Annotated in this window: 13 protein-coding genes and 1 pseudogene; 5 read left to right on the forward strand and 9 right to left on the reverse strand. The window is 43.1% G+C overall.

From position 1 onward, the window contains the following. Positions 1 to 26: 26 nt before the first annotated feature. The 4 genes from NQ564_RS18450 to NQ564_RS18465 form a co-directional block, all read right to left on the reverse strand. On the reverse strand, positions 27 to 722 hold the full coding sequence (locus NQ564_RS18450) for a DUF3823 domain-containing protein (RefSeq protein ID WP_008152692.1): 696 nt from the start codon (positions 720 to 722) through the stop codon (positions 27 to 29). A 22-nt stretch (positions 723 to 744) separates the two neighbouring features. Further along, positions 745 to 2592 (reverse strand): RagB/SusD family nutrient uptake outer membrane protein, encoded by a 1848-nt coding sequence (locus NQ564_RS18455; RefSeq protein WP_008152690.1) that lies wholly within the window; start codon positions 2590 to 2592, stop codon positions 745 to 747. Between the two features lie 11 nt (positions 2593 to 2603). Continuing rightward, entirely contained in the window at positions 2604 to 5987 is a 3384-nt protein-coding gene (locus NQ564_RS18460; RefSeq protein ID WP_039848356.1) for a TonB-dependent receptor, read from the reverse strand. A 110-nt stretch (positions 5988 to 6097) separates the two neighbouring features. Beyond that, positions 6098 to 7024, reverse strand: a complete 927-nt coding sequence (locus tag NQ564_RS18465) for a FecR family protein (RefSeq protein ID WP_008152686.1) — start codon at positions 7022 to 7024, stop codon at positions 6098 to 6100. Between the two features lie 299 nt (positions 7025 to 7323). On the opposite strand from NQ564_RS18465, the pseudogene rhuM reads away from it, so the two are divergent. The 3 genes and pseudogenes from rhuM to NQ564_RS18480 all read left to right on the forward strand — a co-directional run. Continuing rightward, positions 7324 to 7837: pseudogene (gene rhuM / locus NQ564_RS18470) on the forward strand (RhuM family protein); the annotation flags it as partial. Between the two features lie 197 nt (positions 7838 to 8034). After that, positions 8035 to 8373 (forward strand): helix-turn-helix domain-containing protein, encoded by a 339-nt coding sequence (locus tag NQ564_RS18475; protein WP_008152682.1) that lies wholly within the window; start codon positions 8035 to 8037, stop codon positions 8371 to 8373. Further along, positions 8370 to 9653 (forward strand): type II toxin-antitoxin system HipA family toxin, encoded by a 1284-nt coding sequence (locus NQ564_RS18480; RefSeq protein WP_008152681.1) that lies wholly within the window; start codon positions 8370 to 8372, stop codon positions 9651 to 9653. The genes NQ564_RS18475 and NQ564_RS18480 overlap by 4 nt, the downstream gene beginning before the upstream one ends. A gap of 147 nt (positions 9654 to 9800) precedes the next feature. Here NQ564_RS18480 and NQ564_RS18485 read toward each other — a convergent pair whose 3' ends face one another. Together NQ564_RS18485 and NQ564_RS18490 are read right to left on the reverse strand one after the other, a co-directional pair. Then, positions 9801 to 10376 carry an RNA polymerase sigma-70 factor gene (locus tag NQ564_RS18485; protein ID WP_008152680.1) on the reverse strand — a complete coding sequence of 192 codons (576 nt, stop codon included), beginning with the start codon at positions 10374 to 10376 and terminating at the stop codon, positions 9801 to 9803. Between the two features lie 325 nt (positions 10377 to 10701). Further along, entirely contained in the window at positions 10702 to 11337 is a 636-nt protein-coding gene (locus NQ564_RS18490; protein WP_021861778.1) for a SagB/ThcOx family dehydrogenase, read from the reverse strand. Between the two features lie 182 nt (positions 11338 to 11519). On the opposite strand from NQ564_RS18490, the gene NQ564_RS18495 reads away from it, so the two are divergent. Beyond that, positions 11520 to 14072, forward strand: a complete 2553-nt coding sequence (locus NQ564_RS18495; RefSeq protein ID WP_008152678.1) for an outer membrane beta-barrel family protein — start codon at positions 11520 to 11522, stop codon at positions 14070 to 14072. A gap of 178 nt (positions 14073 to 14250) precedes the next feature. Continuing rightward, entirely contained in the window at positions 14251 to 16287 is a 2037-nt protein-coding gene (gene lacZ4 / locus NQ564_RS18500; RefSeq protein ID WP_008152677.1) for a beta-glucuronidase LacZ4, read from the forward strand. Positions 16288 to 16459: 172 nt separating this feature from the next. On the opposite strand, the gene NQ564_RS18505 is transcribed toward lacZ4, so the two are convergent. The 3 genes from NQ564_RS18505 to NQ564_RS18515 all read right to left on the reverse strand — a co-directional run bounded on the left by NQ564_RS18505 (position 16460) and on the right by NQ564_RS18515 (position 23217). Next, a complete protein-coding gene (locus tag NQ564_RS18505) occupies positions 16460 to 18043 on the reverse strand; it encodes a sulfatase family protein (protein WP_008152676.1) in 1584 nt (527 codons plus the stop codon). A 207-nt stretch (positions 18044 to 18250) separates the two neighbouring features. Next, entirely contained in the window at positions 18251 to 19966 is a 1716-nt protein-coding gene (locus NQ564_RS18510; protein WP_008152675.1) for a RagB/SusD family nutrient uptake outer membrane protein, read from the reverse strand. Positions 19967 to 19980: 14 nt separating this feature from the next. Then, entirely contained in the window at positions 19981 to 23217 is a 3237-nt protein-coding gene (locus tag NQ564_RS18515) for a SusC/RagA family TonB-linked outer membrane protein (RefSeq protein ID WP_008152674.1), read from the reverse strand. Positions 23218 to 23289 lie beyond the last annotated feature (72 nt).

Raw genomic sequence — 23289 nt, forward strand, 5'->3', positions numbered from 1 at the left:
AAAAGGATCTCTGTGCCAAAGGTTATTTATTGTACAATCGTTTCTATAATGGTACTGTAGTTGACTGCGCCTTCTGTTTTAGCACCGACACGTACATATATTTTATTGCCATTTGCTTGTATTTTGTACAGATTGTCTTGATAGGTTTTATCGTTTTCCAGATCGAAAACGATTGTCCCTTCCTGCTCCTTAACGGTCTGCTTTCCTGCTTGGTTGGCATTTCCATTATCGACGCCCGGAGCAAAATTCCAGTAACCGTACACTTCGGATACCTTGAAATTGCTATTTGTCGGGTTCACCTTGTATGTAATCGTGATTTTTTTACCCGTAACTTGAGCCGAAGCGTTGATTCTTGCATAAGGAGTTGCTTTCAGATCCAATGTTGTCTGTCCTTTTACGGTTACAAATTCTTCGCAAGGAGAAACAAACGGGCCGTTAACCACAATTTTATAATCACAGTTGAACAACTTCGCATTTTCGTATGAACCGTCCATCTTTGCATAAAAATCGACCGATTGTGTTGCATCTGTGTTTTGTTCGAACATATTGATAATAACACCTGTGGATCCCTGAACAGGCAGTGGAATCGGTTCATTCGTTTCTGCATCCAGAATTTGTCCTTTGATACCTCCGTTGGGAGATTCATAATTATCCAGATCGCTCAAACAGCTTGTGAAGCATAACGAGCAAACGGCCATCAGTAATAAACTTATCTTTTTCATATCAAATTTCTAAATTAGATGATTAATTGGTATAACCCGGGTTCTGAATGAGATTCGGATTTGAATTCATATCTGTCTGGTTGATCTTTGTATAATAGTTCTTTTCCAAGAAAATACGTTTCTGTTTCGGAGTGTTGGCTCCTCTTTCGAATACATATTTACCATCACGAATATCATACCAAGGATACAATGCCGTTCCTCTGAATCCATTCAAACCGCCTTGTGCTACATCCAAGTGAGCAATTCTCCAACGTTTCATATCCCAGAAGCGATGACCTTCGAATGCCAGTTCCACTCTACGTTCGTGACGGATCTTTTCCATATTGATGTTTGACAATAAGGCGATTCCGGCACGTTCACGAATCTTGTTGACTGCATCCAATGCTTCAGATGATTTGTTCAACTCCATTGCAGCTTCCGCCAAATTTAGATAAATTTCTCCTAAACGGAAAACCGGCCATGGAGTTTCTGACTTACCCATATTCATATCGGTCAATGTTTCGTCCCAGAATTTCTTCTGATAGAAACCTGTCTTGGAGGCATCTCCGGCATCGGATCCACCATCTTTACCTGATGTGCTATAGGTGACTCCGTTGATTTCAACCGTATTACCACCATCTGGTTGGCTGGTTGCTACATGTCTCTTATCGTCGTTTTCGATGACACCTCTTTTCCATTCGATCTTTGTGCTTTGGCAAGGAGAGCCGGGCAGATAGACGGAAGCGAATAAACGCGGGTCTTTATTTGCAAATACTTCGTATGGATCGTCGAAACGAAGAGGTTTGCCGTTTTCTTCCAACTTCAAAGTCCCTTTGGAGCCGTCTACATATTCGTATGCTTCCACCAATTCAAGTGTCGGGGCGATACCGCATCCCCAACCACCAGCACGATAAGAGAACGGTGCGTTACGTTTGTCCCAGTCGTGGCCTTTGCCTCCTGCAACGTTATATTGTTTCTGGAAGATATATTCTCCGTTATCACCATTACCTTTCAGGAACATGTCACAAAAATTCTGTGCTTTGTTGTCTGGTTTATTGTTATACAAGGCATATTTGCCAGAAGTAATGATCGCTTTAGAAGCCTCGTAAGATGTTTGGAAAAAGCGATCGGCTTCGGAAGCAGGGATACCTACAAGTCCTTCTTGCTGGACCGTTCCGTAGCGGGCGATAGAGCCTGCATACAAAGCTGCTCGTGAACATAAAGATAATGCGACATATTTGCTTGCCCGGTATTTAGCTTCTGCCTCTCTTGTGTCGGGAAGGTCTTGTGCTGCTTCCTGGCATTCTTTTATAATGAAATCATAAATTTCGATTTCTTTATTACGAGGAACCATCAGTGCTTCCAAATTGTTAGGATCATATTCCTGTGATTTGTCAATCAAAGGTACTCCACCATAGCGTTTCACTAATGTGAAATAATGCATGGCACGTAAGAAGCGGGATTCGGCCAACAGTAATTTCTTTTCAGAATCCGACAAGGCTGTTGCATCCTGCAACTGGCTGATAAAGTCGTTGCAGTTCCTGATGTTTTTGTAGCGATCGGAGAATTTCTGCTCGAATAACGCGTCTTCGTACGTGTATGTGGCATTTCCGTTATCGAAAAGAGGATCTTTTTGGAAAGAACCTTGTGCTTCGTCAGACATGGAAGAGGCATTTTGCAAACGCCATGCGTCACGATACCAGTAATTGAAATCTTCCAGGTTCAGGCCGTCATATAAATTAACCATTACGCCATTGATCAATTTAGGGTCCTGCCAAACCTGTTCGGGAGTGATGATGTCGAAAGATTCTTTTTCAAGGTAGTCGGCACATGCTGTCGTACCTAACAAAAGTAATCCACATCCGATATTTTTTATAATTGTTGTCTTCATCGTTTCTTATTTTAGAATGTTAGATTAACACCGAAGTTGAATGTTTTCATTTGTGGATAATAGCGGAACATACCGTCTTTGTTTTCTGGGTCCATATATTTCATGATACCTTCGCGGCTTGTTATTGTTGCAGTATTGAAACTGTTTACATAAATACGCAAGTTTTCGATTCCGGCTCTTTGCATCCATTTCTTAGGGAATGTGTATCCTAATTCGATGGTTTTCAGGCGTAAGTAGTTAGCCTTTTGTCTTGTCCAAGTATTTGTACCTGAATTGGCAGAGAAACCAGTCGGACGGAGTGCCGGCATATATCCGGGAATCCATTCGCTACTCATATCTGAAGGATCTTCACGATGCCAGCGATCCAAGTTTAGTGTGATACCATTACCAAGACCTTGCTGGATGAATGGAGCCATAAAGTCTCCAGTCGTGAATACTTCATGACCGGCAGCCCCTTGGAAGAAGAGAGTCAAATCGAAACCTTTGTATTCTCCGTAAAGGTTCAATCCATAATACAGGCGCGGTGTATTTCCATGTCCGATCGGCTGGTCGTCCTTTCCGTCGATGATACCATCATTGTTCCAGTCCTGAAATTTCAAGTCGCCCGGCATCAATGATTTGTTACCGTTGTTATCCTGGATCGGTGAATTGAGGATTTCTTCGTAGCTTTGGAACTGTCCGATGCAGACTTTACCCCACTGGATATCTTTATAACGATCATTGTTGTTGTTTCTCCAGTCATCGTACATATTGGCTGAAGCTGCACGTTCAACATGCTCATTGTAGATACGGGTAGTAGAGAAGTTTCCTTTTACATCGTAGGTGAAATCTCCGATTTTATGACGGTGTCCGAGAACGATTTCAAATCCCTGGTTTCTGTCGGAGTTCAGGTTTTCTACCGGAAGTTCCTGGCCGAATGTCGTCGGTAATGTAAGCTGGCGCTTTGTCAGCAAACCACTTCTTTTACGAACGAAATAATCGAATTCGACATTGATTAAACCGGATAATACGGATGCTTCGAATCCGACATTGGTTGTTTTAGATTCATACCAAGTCAGAGCTAAGTTGGGCATACCTCTGTCCTTTGCTCCGTTCGTCAGACCGCCTGTTCCTAAAACATAGTTTCCTGAGGGATACCGATATCCCATTAAATACTGATAAGCTCTGTATTTGCCATCCTCTTCGTCTTTATCGGTATAACCGGTTACCCCTTCATCTCCCACTTTTCCGAAGGAGCCTCTGATCTTGAAGTTGTCGACCATCGGTAATGCTTCTTTGAAGAATGCTTCTTCAGAGACACGCCAACCCAAAGATACGGCAGGAAAGAATCCCCAACGATTGTCCGGGGCAAACTTGTAGGAACCGTCATAACGGAAGCTAAGCTCTGCCAAATATTTGTTGTCGTAGGCATAATTGAGACGTCCGACCAAACCGGCATGAGCGGAAACACGAGCTGTTCCACCATTGTCCATGTTTGTTTTGTCACCTGCGTCTATCTGATCGAGTGCTCCGACTGTAAACTGGCGGTAGGCTTTCAAGATGTCGGTACGGTCGTTGTAGAATTCCCACAACACCAACGCTCCGATATCATGCTTGCCGAATGTATTCTTATAATTCAGCGAGATTTGTCCGTTCGGTCTGAAATAGTTGTCATTCTGAGTTGTCAGCTCTGAAATGGTGTGGCTGCCGGAAGCATTATAAACATCATTGACCGCGTCGTAGGTATATTCATAATATTCTTTATACCATTTTCTGCTGTATTTGTTGTTGTAGTCGTAAGAGAACAACGCTTTTGCGGATAAACCTTTCACCCAGGGCACTTCCCAGTTCAGACCGATTGATCCGTTAAATTCACGGCGATCTCTTCTGTCGTAGCCGACATTGTCGATATCGGACAGATGTACAGGGTTCCCTTTATCACCCGGATTGGACCAATAATCCGGATTGTTGTTAGCGTAAATCGGGAATACGGGTTTTGCCATTTGGATGCTACGGCTTAACGGCTCTGCTTCGTATGGTTTCATTCGAGTATCCAGACGACCGCTTAACTGTAAGTCTACGGTAAAGCCTTTGACGATTTCTGCACTGATATTGGAACGTACATTATATTTTTTGTAATTGAACGCTTTGGATTTGTAGATACCTTCCTGATCTGTCAAACCAAGTGAAAAGAAGTATTTTACTTTTTCTGCACCTCCCGATACGCTTAGATTATGATAAGTGGCAGGAGCTGTTTTGCGAATGACTTCATCATACCAGTCTGTCGTTCCGATTCCTTGTTTGAAACGTTCTAGATCTTCAGCTGAATAGGGGGCTGTAACTCCGATATTCTGCTGGGCTTCGTTGTACAAAGTCGCATACTCGTATCCGTTGTAATATTCTGGATAACGGGTAATGTTCTGTATTCCGACGTATCCGTTATAATTGATTTTCGGTTTGCCAACCTGTCCTTTTTTAGTTGTAACGAGGATGACACCATTTGCTCCTTTAAAACCGTAAACGGCAGCAGATGCATCTTTTAATATACTGATTGATTCGATATCGTTAGCATCGATTTGCTTGAAATCACGTTCTACGCCATCGACAATGACTAAGGCATCCCCATAACCACGAATATCGATGCTTGCATCATCGTCACCCGGAGCACCGCTTCTTTGTACGGCACGTAAACCAGGTAACTTACCTGCTAACGCATTACTAACATTCGGAGTTTTGACTGTGGCAATATCCTTGGCTTGAAGTGAAGCGACCGATCCTGTTACGGATGCACGTTTCTGGACACCGTAACCGACAACGACTACTTCATCCAATGCTTGTGAGTCCTCGGCCAATTTAACTTGGATGTTTGTCTTGTTGTTTACCGGCATTTCCTGATCTTTGTAACCGATATACGAAATAACCAGTACGGCGTTCGGGGATACATTTAATGTGAAATTACCATCCATATCGGTAATCGTACCGTTGGTAGTGCCTTTTTCTACAACATTGGCACCGGCGATAGGACCTAATGCATCTTCTACCACACCTTTAACTGTGTGTTTTGCTTGTTGTGGGCTGCCTGTTGCTCCTGCTGGTGAGAGAACGATGTAAGAACCTTCGATTTTGAAGGATACATTGTTGTCGAACAGGTTTTGCAATACTTCCTGCAAAGAAGTATTTTCGGCGTTTACTGAGACTTTTCGGTTAACATTTACGTTCTTATTGTAAATGAACAGTAAATTGGTCTGGCTTTCAATGTCGTTTAAGATATTTTCCAGCCGGACATTGTTTTTGTTAAGTGTGATGCGTATGCTCTGTGAACTTTCCGTTTCTGCTTGTGCGAACATGGCACAAGAAAGGAAGAACAGAGATGTCATCTTTAAAATACGAGATACACAAATTTTTCTTTTCTTCATCTTTGTGATAGTTAAATAAATGATATTAGATTGAAACTTCATTTTTACATTGGACATAGTTTGTCCTTCATTCTAATTATCTCCTCTTCATAGGCTATATATTTAATTGTTTATTGAATACGAATTTCAGTTCCGCTCTCTCGCTCGAAGGTGAAGTGAGCGTCTTGTTGTAAAGCTCTCAGCACCTGTTCAATCCCGTCGGAGGTACGGAACTTTCCACTACATGCGTAATTATCGAGCGTATGATTGTCGACAATTATCCGGATACCGAAATTTTTCTCAAGCTTCTTCATCAAATCCTTGAAATTGATATCTTTAAAAGTGATAAGTCCATCTTTCCAACTGTATGGATTGAAATCGGTGATGGGAGTGACTGTCAGCTTTCCGTTGTTGAGGCTGACAGTATTATTGGGTTCTAACACAACTGATTCGTCTGGCTGTGACTTGTCGGTAACTTTTACGCTGCCCCGTATGAGGGCTGTGGAAAATTCATTTTCGTTATAGGCCTCCACATTAAACTGTGTCCCTAAAACTTCCACTTCACAGCGGCCTGTATTGACAATAAACTTTTTATTTTTATTCTTGGCTACATCGAAAAATGCTTCTCCTTTTAAAAGGACTTCTCTTGTGTCTCCGTTAAACGAAACCGGATAAGAAAATTCTGACCGGGCATTCAGCCAGATATGAGTCCCGTCTGAAAGCGTTACTTCAACTCGCTGTCCGGCAGGAACCTTAATTGTGTTGAGCGCTATTTCAGGCTGGATATTTTTTGTGGTAAATACCGGAATGTTATATAATAGGAATAAGGCGATGACAGCAGCGGCAGCACTTCCAATCCATTTCCAGAGTGGCATGGACTGCTTGCGAACATGATTTTCTTTTTGAAAAGCATTTAATTGGAGTGCGTCGAACAGGGCACGTTCATGATAGAAAGTATCTCTGTTCGCTTTATCGGCATTTACCCATTGACGGATTTGAGTCACTTCGCTATCTGTGGCTTCTCCGTTAAACATTTTATATAGTAGCTTCTGTTCCATTTTTCCTGTTTCTATTATTAAGGGCGAACAAGAGGAAAAATACCCTAAAGGAAAAATGAAATATTTTTTGTTTTTTTCGGTGTCGGATATTGCTTGACTAACGAGATCGGTTTTTAAGCATCTTGTCTACCTCTTTCAAAGAGGGCATGATTTTAAGGTTCTTATATTTCATTTTTGTATCTTGATTTTGGAATAAGCTATCTGTAATTTGTAAAGTAGTTTCTAAGTTTAAACAAGAATTTCCACCTGGTTTGTTTATGATATTAGGTGAGAAGTTTGACGATGCGATACAAAAGCTTAATGAATTAGAGGAAAGTTTAACTGTTCGGGATTTCCAAACAGTTCGGCCGGAGGGTAAACGGCAAGTGATACGAAACTTGACTTATTATAATCTGGATGCAATTATATCCATTGGATTTCGTGTCAATAGTGAAAGAGGTATTTTATTTCGCCGATGGGCGTAAGGTCTTAAAGGACTATTTATTAAAGGGCTATTCGATTAATCAGCGCTTGAATGATATTGAACAAAGAATGGATAACAGATTTTTTCAGATTGAGAGAACCATTGCGGAACATGATAAGAAAATTGGCTTCTTCGTGCGTACTTCCCTACCCCCGATTGAAGGTATTTTTTACAACGGCCAGTACGTACCTATTGACATCCGAACATATCGGGACAGTCACGATCGTTTTCTGGTTGTTGATGAAATGGACGTGTATCATATTGGAGCTTCGTTAAAGGATTTAGGAAAAAAAATGTTCGCTTGCTCAAAACTGAATATTCCTGTAACAGCGATTACTAACCTGCTCTAAATATGAATTTGGGAACGGAAGAATGGGACGGTTCATTTTGAACGTCATGCTTGCGTCCGGAGGCTATAACTGGACGATTATTCCTATGGAACGTAGAGAATATATGTTTTTGGTGCCCAAGAAATGACAGCAAATTCGGTTTATTCCATATTTATTGATATTTTTGTATCAAAAATGATTCTTTATATTGTTCTTCTATGAAAAAGTTATATGATAAATATACAATATATGAATATTCAGATAAAGGTATTGTAGAGGAAATCTGCAAGAGAGTTAGGTCTTTACGGCTTAGCTGTTGTTTTTCTCAGCAAGAATTTGCAGACAAAGCCGGGGTATCCCTTGTTACTATTAAGAGAATAGAGTCCTGCAAGGTAAATGATATTGCCCTGAGTACGCTGCTTAAGATCCTGCGTATAAGTGGGACCCTTGAAGGGGTTGCCGATTTGGTACCGGAACTTCCTGATTCTCCTTTCCTTATCAATGAAAAAACAGGTAAGAGAGTACAACGATTTAGCAGTAAACGCAAGACGGTATGAAGAAAGAGCCAATCATAGTGAATGTATATCTATGGGGAACCTGCATAGGTAAATTGAGCTGGAACTTTGAAAAGCATTGTTCCGTATTCCAATTTACGGATGAATATAGGAAGCAAGATTATGATATATGCCCTTCCACACATCCTAAGAGAACCCCTTTGACTGCTTCTTTTTATGGGAATACGGATAAATTGTATCAAGGACTTCCGGAATTCCTTGCAGACGCACTTCCTGACCAATGGGGAGCTTCTTTGTTTGACAAGTGGCTCACGGATAGTAATATAAAGGTTACGGAGTCATTGCCGCTGTTGAAGCTCTCTTATATAGGCAAGAGGGCTATGGGGGCTTTGGAATTTGAACCGGAGGTTAGGGATGATGATCCTCGTGGGCTGGTGGATATGTCATCATTGGCAACGTTGGCTTCCAAAGTATATAATGATCGGGATGCGGCTGTCATATCACCGGAGGATAACCTTACGATGAAAAAGTTGATATATCTTGGAACTTCCGCAGGTGGTATGCGCCCCAAGGCAGTGATTGCCTATGATCTTGAAACGGAGGAGTTTCGCTCCGGCCAGGTGGATTTGCCTAAAGATTTTAAACAGTATATTATAAAATTCAAAGAGGAGGAGAACTCTCCTACCACAGAGATAGAAATGGTATATTACGAGATGGCAAAGGAAGCAGGGATTAACATGATGCCATGCTTCCTAAAAGAAATTGATGGAAGGAACCATTTCGTAACAGAAAGGTTTGACCGCAAGAATGGTGACAAGATTTTTAGCCAAACGCTCGCCGCCATTATGCCGGGTGCGGATGATTATCTAAAGCTATGTTGGATAGCAGAGACTCTGAATCTTCCCCAGGAAGACAAAGACCAGATATTCATTAGGATGGTATTTAATTATGTGGCAGGTGTATCAGATGATCATAATAAGAATATATCGTTTATCATGGACAAGACAGGAGTGTGGCGGTTATCACCTGCATACGATGTCATGTTCACTGCAAATACATGGGAGAATTCTTCTGCTCACATTCATTCAATGGGGGTGATGGGTAAAAGGTCAGCCTTGACCACAAGTGACTTCGTTAATTTTGCAGAGGATTTTGTGGAAGATCCTGAAAAAAAGATATTACAAGTATTTGATGCAGTAGGCAAGTTTCAATCATTATGTGATAAGTTTGGCATAGATAGGGCTATATCAGATAAAATCCGGCAGGTGTTGGATGGATTGGTTACTGATGATTTGAACTTATTGCATGCAAAGAAGCAATAATATGAACAACACATCTATTTTGGAGACAGTGCTGGCAATTTTATCCACACTCTACCTCTTCGGTGAAAATAAATTTTCTCCCGCGGGAAAATAAATTTTCATGCAGGAGAAAATTTATTTTCACTTCGATCGGACAAGTGAAAATATTTAGGGGACGTAAAAGAAATCCAGTAAAAATAGCAGGCAAGGAAGGTAGTCTTTTAACTCTTTGCGTAATAAATTCAGCGCTTTACTGATATGAAACTCGATACTCTTCACTGAAAGGTTGGTTTCCTTGGCTATTGTTTGGTAATTTTTCCCTTCGTACCGGCTCATGATAAAGATATGTCTGGACTTTTCCGGTAGTTTTGCCAGAGCTTGGTTAACAAGCTCCTGTACTTCATTGCTGAACAATGTTTCCGGCTCACATGCTTCCAGGCTGGAGATACGCATTTGCAGTTCCCACTCTTTGTTGGATAGCAAATTTTCAGCGATATTATTCCAAGTACGTTCACGCTGAAGGTAATCCAGGCATTTGTTTTTTAGGGTGACTAGTATATATAAAGGTATGTCTTTGACTTCTTCTAACCGATGCCGGTTTTCCCAATAATACATCAGACTTTCCGTCACCAGGTCTTCTGCTGCTTCTTGATTATATGTATAAGAATAGGCGAACCGAATGTATCGGTCCCGATGGGTGACGAAAATATTATTGAATCGTTTTATGTCCGTTTTCTCATCCATGATGTGTTGTTCGAATGGGATTTAGTCCTAAGGGAACTATGGCCTTCAAAATTATAAATTTATTTCCAAATTGTTGAAATATGTTGTGAAGAATTAATCTTATTGCGCATTTTAACTATTTTAGGCTAAATAATTGCACTTGATATAAAGTAAGGGCCATTAGGTAAGAAAGCATCCCTACAACATAATAGGCTGGACTATAAAGTTCTAAACATTCTCTTCCTTTTATTGATGAAAAGATATGGCCATAGTTCCCTTAGAACTATGGCCTTCATTATAATTGTTAAAATATTGTATTACAGTTGAATGCTTTTACCACTTCTGTTTATTTCCGTGGATATCCTACCGGATTGTTCATGATTGGTAATTGATTGTCCGTTAATTTCAAAATTCGTTTTAAAGCAGCCTGATCCATAGTGGCACGGGGAACGGTTGCCAGACCGGTGGATGCACAGAAAATATTGATGTTTTGGCAAACGATGCCGGCATCGACAGCAGCCATCAGTTTGGTATGATCGGCAATGTTTCCGAAGCGTGAAAGATCGGAGACGAGTACCAGACTGACTGGAGCCGATTTGACAAAATCCTGACCGCCGGCAACAGCAGCCCGGTGATCTCCTTTAGCAAGAGGTTGCAGGCTGTTTGTTTTGGCATCATACAGGTAAGCACCCTCTTTCATAATGACATAAATATCGATATCCTGTTTGTTCAGCGCTGAAGGAGCCGTTCGTTTTCCGTCTGGGCGGTTAATCCCGTTCGCAGCCCATAACAAATCCGATAAATCCTGTAAACTGAGTTCCTTGTCTGCATATTCCCGATCGGAGTGGCGGCCGGATAACGCTTTCATAACGGAACATCCTCTGTTTTTGTCCGGAGAGTTTAATTTGATTACTTTCAGATCCTGTGCATGCATGGTGACGACGAGTAATAGCGTTGCAAAAATGAATGATAATTTTCTCATAAACTTATCCTTTTTATGATTGGTTTCTACAAAAATAGGTGAAATCTGCAAAAATCGAACACCAAAATACAACTTTTACAATTCTTTAAACTGTAAAGTTACGAATAGCTCGTAGATAGAGTTACATTTGCAACTGTTTTTATGTGAATGTATAATCGATAATATCTAAATTCTCAAATTTAATGAAAGAAAAACTACTCTACTTAATGCTGATACTATTTGTGTCTGCGTCAGTGTTTGCGCAAACCGGAGGTGGATCGGCTGCCTTTACAATTAAGGGCCAAGTAGTCGACTCTTTATCCAATGAGTCCGTACCTTATGCCACGTTGAGGATAGCTTTGGCTTCCGCACCACAGAATCCTGTGAAATTGTTGGCTTGCGATGATGATGGCAAGTTCACGGCAACGATGAACAAGCCGGGTAAATATGTGATGACAATGGAATCTTTAGGGAAGGTCCCTGCCAAGAAAACATTTACATTGTCGGAAAACAAAAAGCTCCTGGATTTTGGAAAACTGTTCATGAACGATGATACTCAGCAACTGAAGGAAGTCACTGTCGTTGCCCAGAAACCATTGGTTAAAGTCGAGGTCGACAAGCTGACGTACAATCTGGAAGACGATCCGGAAGCAAAGACGAACAATGCGTTGGAAATGTTTCGCAAGGTTCCGATGGTCACTGTGGATGGCGAGGATAAAATCCAGTTGAAAGGATCTTCCAATTATAAAATTTATATGAATGGCAAACCTTCCAATTTATTGAGTGGTGACAATGCATCCGATGTATTGAAAAGTATGCCAGCCAGCTCGATCAAAAACATCGAGGTCATTACCGACCCAGGTTCCAAATATGATGCTGAAGGTGTTGGAGGTATTATCAATATTATTACGACCAAGAACGCATTGCAAGGATATACGGGAACCGTTCGTGCCAATGCCAGCACACTGGGCAGTTTCGGTGGGGGCGGCTATGTCTCGATGAAGGCTGGAAAATTCGGTATTACAGCTAATTATGGTTATAACTATCGTAATTCCCCCTGGAACGATTCATATAGTGAACGTTTTACAGATGAGGATATGTTGGCAGACGGTAATCCGACGCGTTTGGAAGAAAAGGGACGCAGCAAAAACAAAGGACCGTTCCAGTATGGGTATCTGGAAGGTAGCTATGAGATCGACACGCTGAATTTGTTGAGTGTCGGTGTGAACCTTTTCAGAGGAAAGAACAAGAGCCTTTCCGAATTGGATGCCGTTTTGGACCCGTTGGATGGGATTGACAACCGTTTGCGTTCTTACGATCCTGTCTACAGGTATAACCGTAACTCTGTTTCGGAGGGTACGTTCGGTTCTACGGATATCAATGTCGATTTCCAGCATTCGACCAGCAAAAAAGATGAATTGCTGACGTTGTCTTATCGCTTTAGCCAGTCTCCGAATGACAATGAGGGACGTACGGAGGTCGATGTGCAAGAAGGTTATTACTATTTGTCCGGAGAATATCCGAAATGGAATATCAATGATGCCTCTACCGTAGAACACACCGGGCAGGTCGATTATACGACACCTCTGTTTGAGAAACAGACATTGGAAGTCGGTGTGAAATATATCAACCGGCAAAATAAAAGTAATACGCTGGAACAGATTTATAACGATTCTACTAAGATCTGGGAAGATCGTTCGAGAGACAACAGCCAGTTTAAACATACGCAACATATTTATTCGGCTTATTTAGGATATCTGGTACGACTGAATAAGTTCGGCATCAAAGCAGGGGTGCGCGCCGAGGGAACAAGCCTGAAGGCTTCTTTTGCCCGTAAGCCGGATTTGAATTTCAGTACGGATTATTTCGACGTCGTGCCGAATGCCACATTGACTTATCAAATGGATATGTCTTCCCAAATCCGTTTAGGATATAATATGCGTATCCAACGTCCGGGTATTTGGTTCTTGAATCCATATATCAATGATGTGAACCCGCAGAATATCTCCCAAGGTAATCCGAACCTGGATTCGGAAAAAAGTAATAATGTGAATTTGAACTTCAGTAAGTTCACTCAGAAGTTCAGTATTAATGCCAGTTTAAGTTATACGTTTGTCAATAATGCGATCGAACGCTATACGACGACGGCCGATTTCCCATCGACCGATCCCCGTTCCCAATATAATGGTGCTCTGTGGAATACATACGATAATATCGGTAAAAAACAACAGGTCGGTATTTTCCTGTATGGGAACTGGTCTCCGACAACTTGGTTCCGTATTTATATGAATGGTGGCGCGGATTATACGGATATGAAGGCCTCCGATTTGGGCATGAGCAACAAAGGCTGGAGCGGTCGTGTGTTTGCCGGTTCCCAATTCACGTTACCGAAAGACTTCCGCATCAATCTGCATGGAGGTTATTTTAGCCCCTGGATTCAGTTGCAAAGCAAGCAATCTCCTTTCTATTTTGCCGGATTGAACATTAGCAAGGATTTCTTGAAGAAGAAACTCTCTGTCTCTCTCGGGGCGCAGAACCCGTTCTGGAAAACAATGAAGATGGAGATGACGACTACCGGCGAAGGTTTCCGGGATGTCTCGACCAACTGGCGCCACTCGCGTGAGTTCCGTCTGAGCGTCTCTTACCGTTTCGGTACAATGAAAGGCCAGATCAAGAAAGTACGCCGCGGTATCAGTAATGATGACTCCAAAGGCGGAGGAGAAGGCAATTCAGGTGGTGGAGAACAAGGAATGTAAGCAGTTGTCCTATATTTACGAAATTAGTAACAAAGAGGTCGTGTCGTGATGTAGACATGACCTCTTTTGTTTAAAATAGCGCTCTTGGACAAATCTATCCATCCAATTAGACAAATTGTGCCTGTCCCTTTACCGTCAATCACCTAATTTTGAGCCGTAAATAAAGAATTTTGTAAACATGAAACACACAATCTTTAGTCTGATACTCCTTTTTATCAGCACTTCAATCTTTGCGGCACGTAAGGAAATCCTGTTGAATGAAAACTGGATGTTCCGTTTTTCCCATCAGGTACAGTTTAAAAGTGAAGAACGGGTGAACCTGCCTCATACCTGGAACAGTGGCGATGCCCTTTCCGGCAAACAGGATTACTATCGTGGAATGGGCAACTATACCAAAACGCTGTTTGTAAAGCCTGAATGGAAAGGCAAACGTCTTTTCCTGCGTTTCGAAGGAGTCAATACAATTGCGAATGTTTTTATTAACGATGTTCATATTGGTGAACATCGTGGCGGATATGGAGCGTTTGTATTCGAGATTACAGATAAGGTGAAATATGATGCCGACAATCGGATTTTAGTGAAGGTCAACAACGCTTTGCAGCAGGATGTTATGCCGTTGGTCGGTGATTTTAATTTCTATGGAGGGATCTACCGGGATGTGAATCTGATCATAACGGACCCGGTTAATATCTCGTTGACCGACTATGCATCTCCCGGTGTCTATCTGATTCAGAATAAAGTGACGAAAGAGCAGGCCGATGTAAAGGCGAAAGTGCTCGTCTCTAACGGAAGTGCGACGGCGCAACCCGTAAAAGTGGACATCAAGATCTGGGAAGACGATAAACTTGTCCAGCAGCAGGATATAAAGGTTACGGTGGATGCCAATGACTGGGCTACAACCGGAATGGATTTGACAATCCGAAATCCCCGTCTTTGGAATGGCCGTAAAGATCCGTTCATGTATAAGGCCGAAATATCTCTTCTTTCCGAAGGTCAAATAATAGATCGGATTGTACAGCCATTAGGCTTGCGCTATTATCATGTGGATGCCGAAGAAGGCTTTTTCTTGAATGGTGAACATCTGAAGCTGAAAGGAGTATGCCGCCATCAGGATCGGGAGGAAAGGGGAAATGCTCTTTATAAAATGCACCACGATGAAGATGCAGCCATTATGGTAGAAATGGGAGCTAATGCCGTTCGTCTGGCTCATTACCCGCAAGCTACTTACTTTTATGACCTGATGGATAAATACGGTATTGTCACCTGGGCTGAAATTCCTCAGATCGGGCCGGGGGGATATCAGGATAGAGGCTATATCAACCAGCCTTCTTTTCGTGAGAACGGGAAAGAGCAGTTGAAAGAATTGATCCGCCAGCATTATAACCATCCGTCGATTTGTTTCTGGGGGCTGTTTAATGAGTTAAAGACCATCGGAGACAATCCGACCGAATATATCGAGGAATTGAACGATTTGGCCCATAAGGAGGACCCGACTCGCCTGACGACATCTGCCAGCTTCCTTTCTTACGATGATGATATAAATAAGGTAACCGACGTGATTGCTTGGAACCAGTATTTCGGTTGGTATGGCGGTTCTCCGTCCGATATGGGAAAATGGCTGGATGCCAATCATAAGGCACATCCGGAATATAAGATCGCCATCAGCGAATATGGGGCAGGAGCAAGCATCTACCACCAGCAGGATTCTGTGAAACGGGGGATCGCTTCCGGTTGGTGGCATCCGGAGAATTATCAGACCTATTATCATATCGGAAACTGGAAAGCATTGGCGGAACGTCCGTTCGTTTGGGGCTCTTTCATTTGGAACCTGTTTGACTTCGGTGCGGCCCACCGTGTGGAAGGTGACCGGCCCGGTATCAACGATAAAGGTCTGGTGACTTTCGACCGTAAGGTGAAGAAAGATGCTTTCTATTTTTATAAGGCCAACTGGAACGAAGACGAGCCGTTCGTCTATATTACGAACCGTCGCCATCGCGATCGTTCATTGGCAGTAACGGATATTATGATTTTCTCCAATCAGCCGGAAGTCGAGTTGTTTGTAAACGGAAAAAGTATCGGCAAACAAAAGCCGGACGAATATGCGACATTCGAATGGAAAGGTGTCGCTTTGCAGGATGGGGAGAACACGATAGAGGCCCGTTCCACTCAGAAGAAAAATCCTGTAAATGATAAGGTGACCTGGACGGTGAAATAAGAATAGCCCGTACTTGCAAAGGGGGAGGCAAAAAGAGGACCGTCTTCATCACCATGACGACCGTCTTCATCGCGATGAAGTCAATGTTCGCTCCCTATGAACATTGACTTCATGGCAATAAAGACGGTTGTCAAGATAAAGAACATCTACATCCCTTTTTGAAACCTCTTTTTTAGCCTTCGTAAGGAATCAGTTCTTTTAATATTTGTTCCTTATACCACGGATCGTCTGCCTCTTTCAGCAGAGGGACCATTTGTCTGCATAGTTCGGAAACGATTTCATGATTCTCCTGCAGGGGGAGATTATGCATCTGGTACGGGTCTTTCAAATCATCGAATAGAAGTGCTTCTTTTAGTGTTTTCGTCTTCCGGTCGATTGTGAGTGATAGGGTGTATTGATGTGTCTTGATTCCTCTCGCTACCGGAAAATAAGAAATGACTTTTCCTTCGGCATCCTTTTCTCCGTCGATATTCTTGATGTACAAGGCTCCCTGGCGTAAAGGAACGGAAGAGTCTTTTCCTGTAAAACGTCCTGCATAATTCCGCCCTTCCACTGCTGCTGGGATCTGCTTTTCCAAGCCGCACAGTCCGAGTATGGTCGGCATGATATCGGGAGAAGACAACAAAAGTTCGCTGTCGATCCGAGGGGTTACTTTTCCGGGAAAACGAATCATAAACGGGACGTTCATACTTTCGGCATAAGGCGAGTTTTTGGGATCGTCCGTATTTTGGCTGCACATGGTTTCTCCATGATCGGAAGAGAAAATGACGAGGGTATTCTTATCCAATCCCTGCTTTTCGAGTTCGTCCAGTATCCGTCCGAAAGCCCGGTCGACGCCTGTCACCGATGCAAAGTAATAACGTACGGAAGCTGCTTTTTTCATCTCCCGGTTTGCGTTCGGGCGAATGAGTAGGCTGTCCAATGGAAGGTCTTTGTATAAGTCGTAATCTTCCTCCATGCAGTCTTCCAGAGAAGCATACGGGCTATGAGGCGGATTAAAGCTGACCATCATGAAGAACGGCTTTTTAGGGTCACGCACGTTCCCTTCGTTCCGCAGATAGGAGATGGCTTTATCCGCTTCATGTTCGGGAGACCACTCGTTGATTTCATGTTTTACTCCTTCCGTATCCCAATAATGCGGATGCTTGTGCACGTCATAGGTTCCATATGAATACCAATAATCGAAGCCGTGCCGGCGATCTGCCGGAGTGTAGGCGTCCCAGGCCGGGACACGGTCTTCCACATATTTTCCGGGACGTTCCGGGTCGTTGGGAGTGGGGCAGTCGACATGCAATTTCCCGATATAAGCACAATTGTAGCCAGCCTGGCTGAACACGTCGCTGATGCAGGTCGCATCTTCGCGTAATGAACTGATCGGACGGTTGGCATTACAGTTTAGGGGAACTCCGCTATGTTCCGGATACATCCCCGTCAACAATATTCCCCGGTGCGGACTGCTCAGCGGGCAGTTGCTCATAGCCGAAGTCAGTACAACGGATTCTTTCGCAAACCGGTTCAGATTAGGCGTATGCACCGGATCTCCCTCGAAATTCACCGCTTCCCGGAATCCTGCTTCTCTCCAGAAACCCATCGCATGGTTGCGCATTTGGTCCGGGAAGATGTAGATGACGTTAGGAGTGCTCGATAAACCTTGGGGGGTAACAGGCTTTTCTTTGCATCCTTGAAAGGAAAAAAGAAGGATACCCCCTAAAAGATATGCCGCATCATGGCTGGAATGATTGAGTTGTTTATACATATTTTTGTTGATTTATAGAACGTAATGATATTTTGCAATTCATTTTTCCTAGTCCTGATAAGTTGGATATGAGATTCTATGTTCATATTGCTGCCAATATTGAAAGGAGTTCTTCTTTCAGATGGGAGCATATGGATTACAAATATAATGAAAAAGGACAGACATAGCCGTCTGCCCTTTTATTTGTATTCGTTTAATGGTCAATGATTACCATCCTGGGTTCTGATCCCCTTTCAGGTTCGGGTTCTTTTCCATTTCACCATTTGGAATCGGCCACAGGTAATCGCGTTCCTGAACGACACGATTATAATAGAACTGTCCGGTGAAACCTTTAACTTGTCCATCCAGGGATTCGAGCAGTTTCCAACGTTTCATGTCACTGAAGCTATGGCCTTCACCTGCTAATTCGACAGCACGTTCATGTCTGATACGTTTGAAGACTTCGTCCTTGGTAGTTGCCTTCAAATACTCCGGACCACTGTTGAGGCCTGGCATACCGACACGTTCACGAACCTGATTGATCTTTTCTACAGCTTTGGTTTGCTGATCTGTTTGGTTGTAGCATTCAGCCAGCATCAACAGTACGTCTGCATAGCGGATCAATGGGAAATTGATTGGCGTATCTTCACGGTTGTTGATGGCTCCGTCCATGTCGTATTCGGCAACAAACTTGCGCCATAAATACATTTCGTAATTACCATTGACGCGGATAAAACCATTCTTTTCGTTCGTTTGTCCGGATTTTGCGGTAATGACATATTCCGTATTCATCGGAGCATTGGAATACCAACCTTTATAAGTTGTATATGGCAGGATGATAGAAGCAGCCATACGCGGGTCGCGTTTGCCGTACATTTCTAACAATTTATCTTTGGCAGCCGGGTAAGTTACCACTTTATCAAAATCGTCGTTCAATGTGGCGTAGAATGTCTCTTTTTTCACATCGTCGCTTGCGTTGAATCCCGGGATCACTTCGTCCCAGTTGAACGGACGGCCATCAGACCATTCATAAGAGTCGACGAAGTCGGTAGCTGCCATTACATTGTTCCAGCAGCTTCCGTAAGAAGCACGGTTCCCCATGTAGAAGGTTGTCGGCATACCAAAGTCTGTACCTACACCACCGATGTTCTGGATGGCGAAAATCATTTCGGAACTTTCGTCTCCACCCGGCTTGAACAGGTTGGCATAGTCCGAATATAAAGCATATTCACCACTGTTGACTACGCTTTCGAAGCAAGTAGCGGCTTCTTGGTACTGATTGTTGAAAAGAAGTACTTTTCCTTTCAGAGCCATTGCGGCGCCGGATGTGGCACGGCCTTTGTTCGAGTCGTCCCATTTTGCCGGCAGGTGAGCGATAGCATCGTCCAAGTCCTGGATGATAAACTTACGCACATCTTCAGCCGAGCTTCTCGGATTCAACATATTGGAGAAATCTTCAGCTACGATTGTCTTTTCATCATAGAGAGGAATGCCGCCCCAGAAATCGAGCAAAGTGAAATAGTAGAGACCGCGCATGAAGCGGGCTTCCGCTTTGTAACGGCTCTTCAAATCGTCCGACATATCGCAATTGTCAACATTCTGCAAGATGATGTTCGCACGTGTGACACCTTCATATAATTGTTTGAACTTATTACCGACAGCACCTTCTGTTGTCGTATAGGTTCCTCTTCCGATATTCGGGTAGGAAGGAGCGTCATATCCGGATGCTATGCCACCCAAACAGTCGAAACCGAACTGGCGGCCAAACACGTCATCATGTGTCATTTGGCTGTAAACGCCCATCATTGCCTGGTCGGCATGGTCTTGTGTCTGGAAGAAGGTTCCGGCACTCAGTTGGTCTTCCGGAAAACGATCCAGGTCATAGCAACTGCTCATGAATAAAAGTGAAGCAGCGCAAGTGAAGAATAATTTATACTTGTTCATGATGTTTAATTCAATTAAAAGGTGACATTAATACCTAATACAGCCGACTTCATAGCCGGATAACCTAAACCGCTGATTTCCGGATCAAGACCTCTGTAAGAGGTGAAAGTGAAGAAGTTCTCCAAACTGCCGTAGAAGCGAAGTCTTTCCAGTTGCATTTTTTCCGTAACGGATTTAGGCAGAGTATAACCCAATTGGATGTTACGGATTTTCAAGAATGCTTTGTTCGACAGGTAGAAGTCGCTCATTTGCTTGTTGATCGTATTTTGAGATTGCAGCAGACGCGGATAAGTTGCATCTGTCCGGCCTTCTGTCCAACGGCCTTCAGCCACTTCTTTATTCAACTGGTAACCGAAACGAACGGATGAGGTGTTCGCCAAGTCATGTTGCCAGTAGGCTTTCACACCTGCTTGTCCCTGGAAGAGAATGGAAAAGTCAAAACCTTTATAGGCGGCATTCAGGTTCAAACCGAATTGGAATTTCGGGTTCGGGCCATCGCTGACGATTTCGCGGTCATTCATGTCGATAATACCGTCTCCATTGCTATCGATATAAAGCAAATCACCTTTCTGAGGAGTACCGAATGCAGCAAACGGATTGACTTTTTTACCTGTTTTTTCGTCTATCGGTGCGTTGTCGATCATTTTTTGTACTAAAGCCAAGTCTTCATCTGTCTGGATGATACGATCTACACGCAGCAAATATTGAGAGTTGATCGAGTGTCCTTCCCAAATCAAGTTGGCTCCGTCAATGGACTGACCGCCTTTTTCTTTCCCTTTGAACTTGTTGACCTTGTTTCTGACGAATGTGAAGTTTCCGTTCACGCCATAAGAGAAGTCTCCGATATGGTCTTGCCAACCAAGTGTCATTTCAATACCCTGGTTTGTAACAGTAGCACTGTTCTGCTTAGGTATGGAAGCTGTACCGTGTACGTCAGGAGCAGGCAGGTTGATCAGGATGTCTTTTGTCTTTTTGTTGAAATAGTCGATCGTACCGGTAAGTTTGTTGTTAACCAATCCGAAATCGACACCGACGTTGGTCATGTAGGTGGATTCCCAAGTCAAGTTAGGATTAGCCAATTGAGCTTGGGCAAGTCCCAGTACTAAGGCATTGTTCAAGGTATAGTTGAAAGCACTTCCGCTGCTTGGTTTGTTGGCATAAGTAGCGATGGCATCATAATTGCCGACGGAGTTATTACCTAAAGAACCATAAGAAAGACGGAGTTTCAAGTTGCTCAATCCTTTTTCTACCCAATTTTCCATGAATGCTTCCTGGTCCATACGCCAAGCTACGGAAGCAGAGGGGAAATAACCGGTACGTTTATTGGAAAGGAATCGGGATGATTGGTCTGCACGAAGGTTCACTTCCAACAGATATTTATTTTCCCAGTCTAAATTGACGCGCCCGAAGAAAGAACGCATAGCCCATTCCGTACTTGAACCGGATGCTGTCGCATCACCGATGGCGGCATTGATCACATTCAAGCTCAAATCGATCATGTCATATTTCGTTGCAGAAAAATTACGGCTACGATACATTTCCTGGCTGGCTCCGACCATTGCATTTAAGCCTAACCGGTCATTTGCCAAACGTTTTTCATAGCGTAGGACGACATCACCGAAGAACCGTTCGACTTTGCCGTCATAATTCATGATATTCGTTTTACCACGGTTTGTCCAAGTAACAGTTTCGTTGTAGAAGTTCCATTGATCAATGAAGACCGGTTTCTTTTCACGCAACTCATCTACAAACTCATATGAATAAGAAGCTGTAGCTGAGAAGCCTTCAAAAGGTTTGATGGTTCCGACAAATCTTGAACGCAGGTTTGTTTTACGAATGTTTCCTGCTACACGGTTCAAGCGTGCCAGCGGGTTGTTATTGGCTGATTGAGCATCGTCTTCTCCATTGTTCATAGCTCCGTATCGTCCGTCCGGTGCACGGAACACCATACCGGGAGTTGTTGCTGAAGCATATGTGAACACATCATCGACAGATGTGTCTTTTTTATCACTCTCCGTATATTTGGCAGACGGATCCATATTGGATACATAGCCACTGACTTGAGCCCCTAAATTCAACCAGGGTTTTATATCGGCGGAGATATTGACACGTCCGTTATACTTCTCGAATCCGGTATTTTCCATAACACCCGGATTTTTTTGATAACCGAATGAAGAGTAGAAACGGATTTTATCGCTACCGCCGCTCATTGAGATTACATGGTTGTGGGATGTCGAATTTTTGAATGTCTCATCCAACCAGTTGGTATTCGGATATTTCAACGGATTCTGTCCGCCGTCTTTCCGCCATTCGTCGATAATTTCTTGTGAGAATTGTGCCTTTAAACCTGAATTGAGATATCCTTCGTTGATTAATTCCATGTAGGTGGCATAGTCTGATACCGGATCCATGGAACTTGGGATTTCAGGAGAGGTGAATGAAACATAACCGTTATAATCCAATTTGATAGAGCCGGCTTTACCTTGCTTGGTCGTGATTAATATGACACCATTGGCAGCACGGGAACCGTAGATAGCTGACGAGGCAGCATCTTTCAATACGGTCATTGATTCGATATCCTGGGGATTGACGGTGTTAATACCTGCTTCGACGCCATCGATAATAACCAACGGAGCGGAGTCATTCAGCGTACCCTGTCCACGCACTTTGATGGAGGCATTGTCATTACCCGGCTGATTGGTTGAACCTTGTACGTTTACACCAGCTGCCAAACCTGCCAGTGCATGGGAAACGTTGGTGATAGGGCGGCTTTCTGTCAGTTCTGCAACATTAATGGTCGAAACAGATCCGGACAAGTTAACCTTTTTCTGTGTGCCGTAACCTACAACTACAACTTCTTCCAAAGCTTGTGAGTCTTCGGCTAGTTTAATGTTGAACGAAGTCTGATTGTTTACGGGGATTTCTTGGTCCTTATATCCGATATAAGAAACAACAAGGATGGAATTAGGAGATACTTCTAAAGAGAAATTACCGTCCATGTCGGTAATTGTACCGTTAGTAGTTCCTTTTTCTACGACATTAGCTCCAGCGATAGGACCCAGAGCATCTTCTACTACACCTTTGATACTGTGTTTTGCCTGTTGAGGAGAAGCTACAACAGGAGTAGGTTCATTTGAACCAAACGTATCGGTAGAAGGATTAGCTGAGGCCATTCCGATTGATGCCAGGAACATGGAAGCTCCCAGGAACATCGCTCTCGATACATAAAAGCGTTTAAAATCTTTTGTCATAATAACACCAGATTGATTAATAAATTGATAATAATTCTCGTTTCTCTAAATAGGCACTTTGTGTTTTTCCAT

It is taken from the genome of Parabacteroides johnsonii DSM 18315 (genome assembly GCF_025151045.1).
Taxonomy (GTDB): domain Bacteria; phylum Bacteroidota; class Bacteroidia; order Bacteroidales; family Tannerellaceae; genus Parabacteroides; species Parabacteroides johnsonii.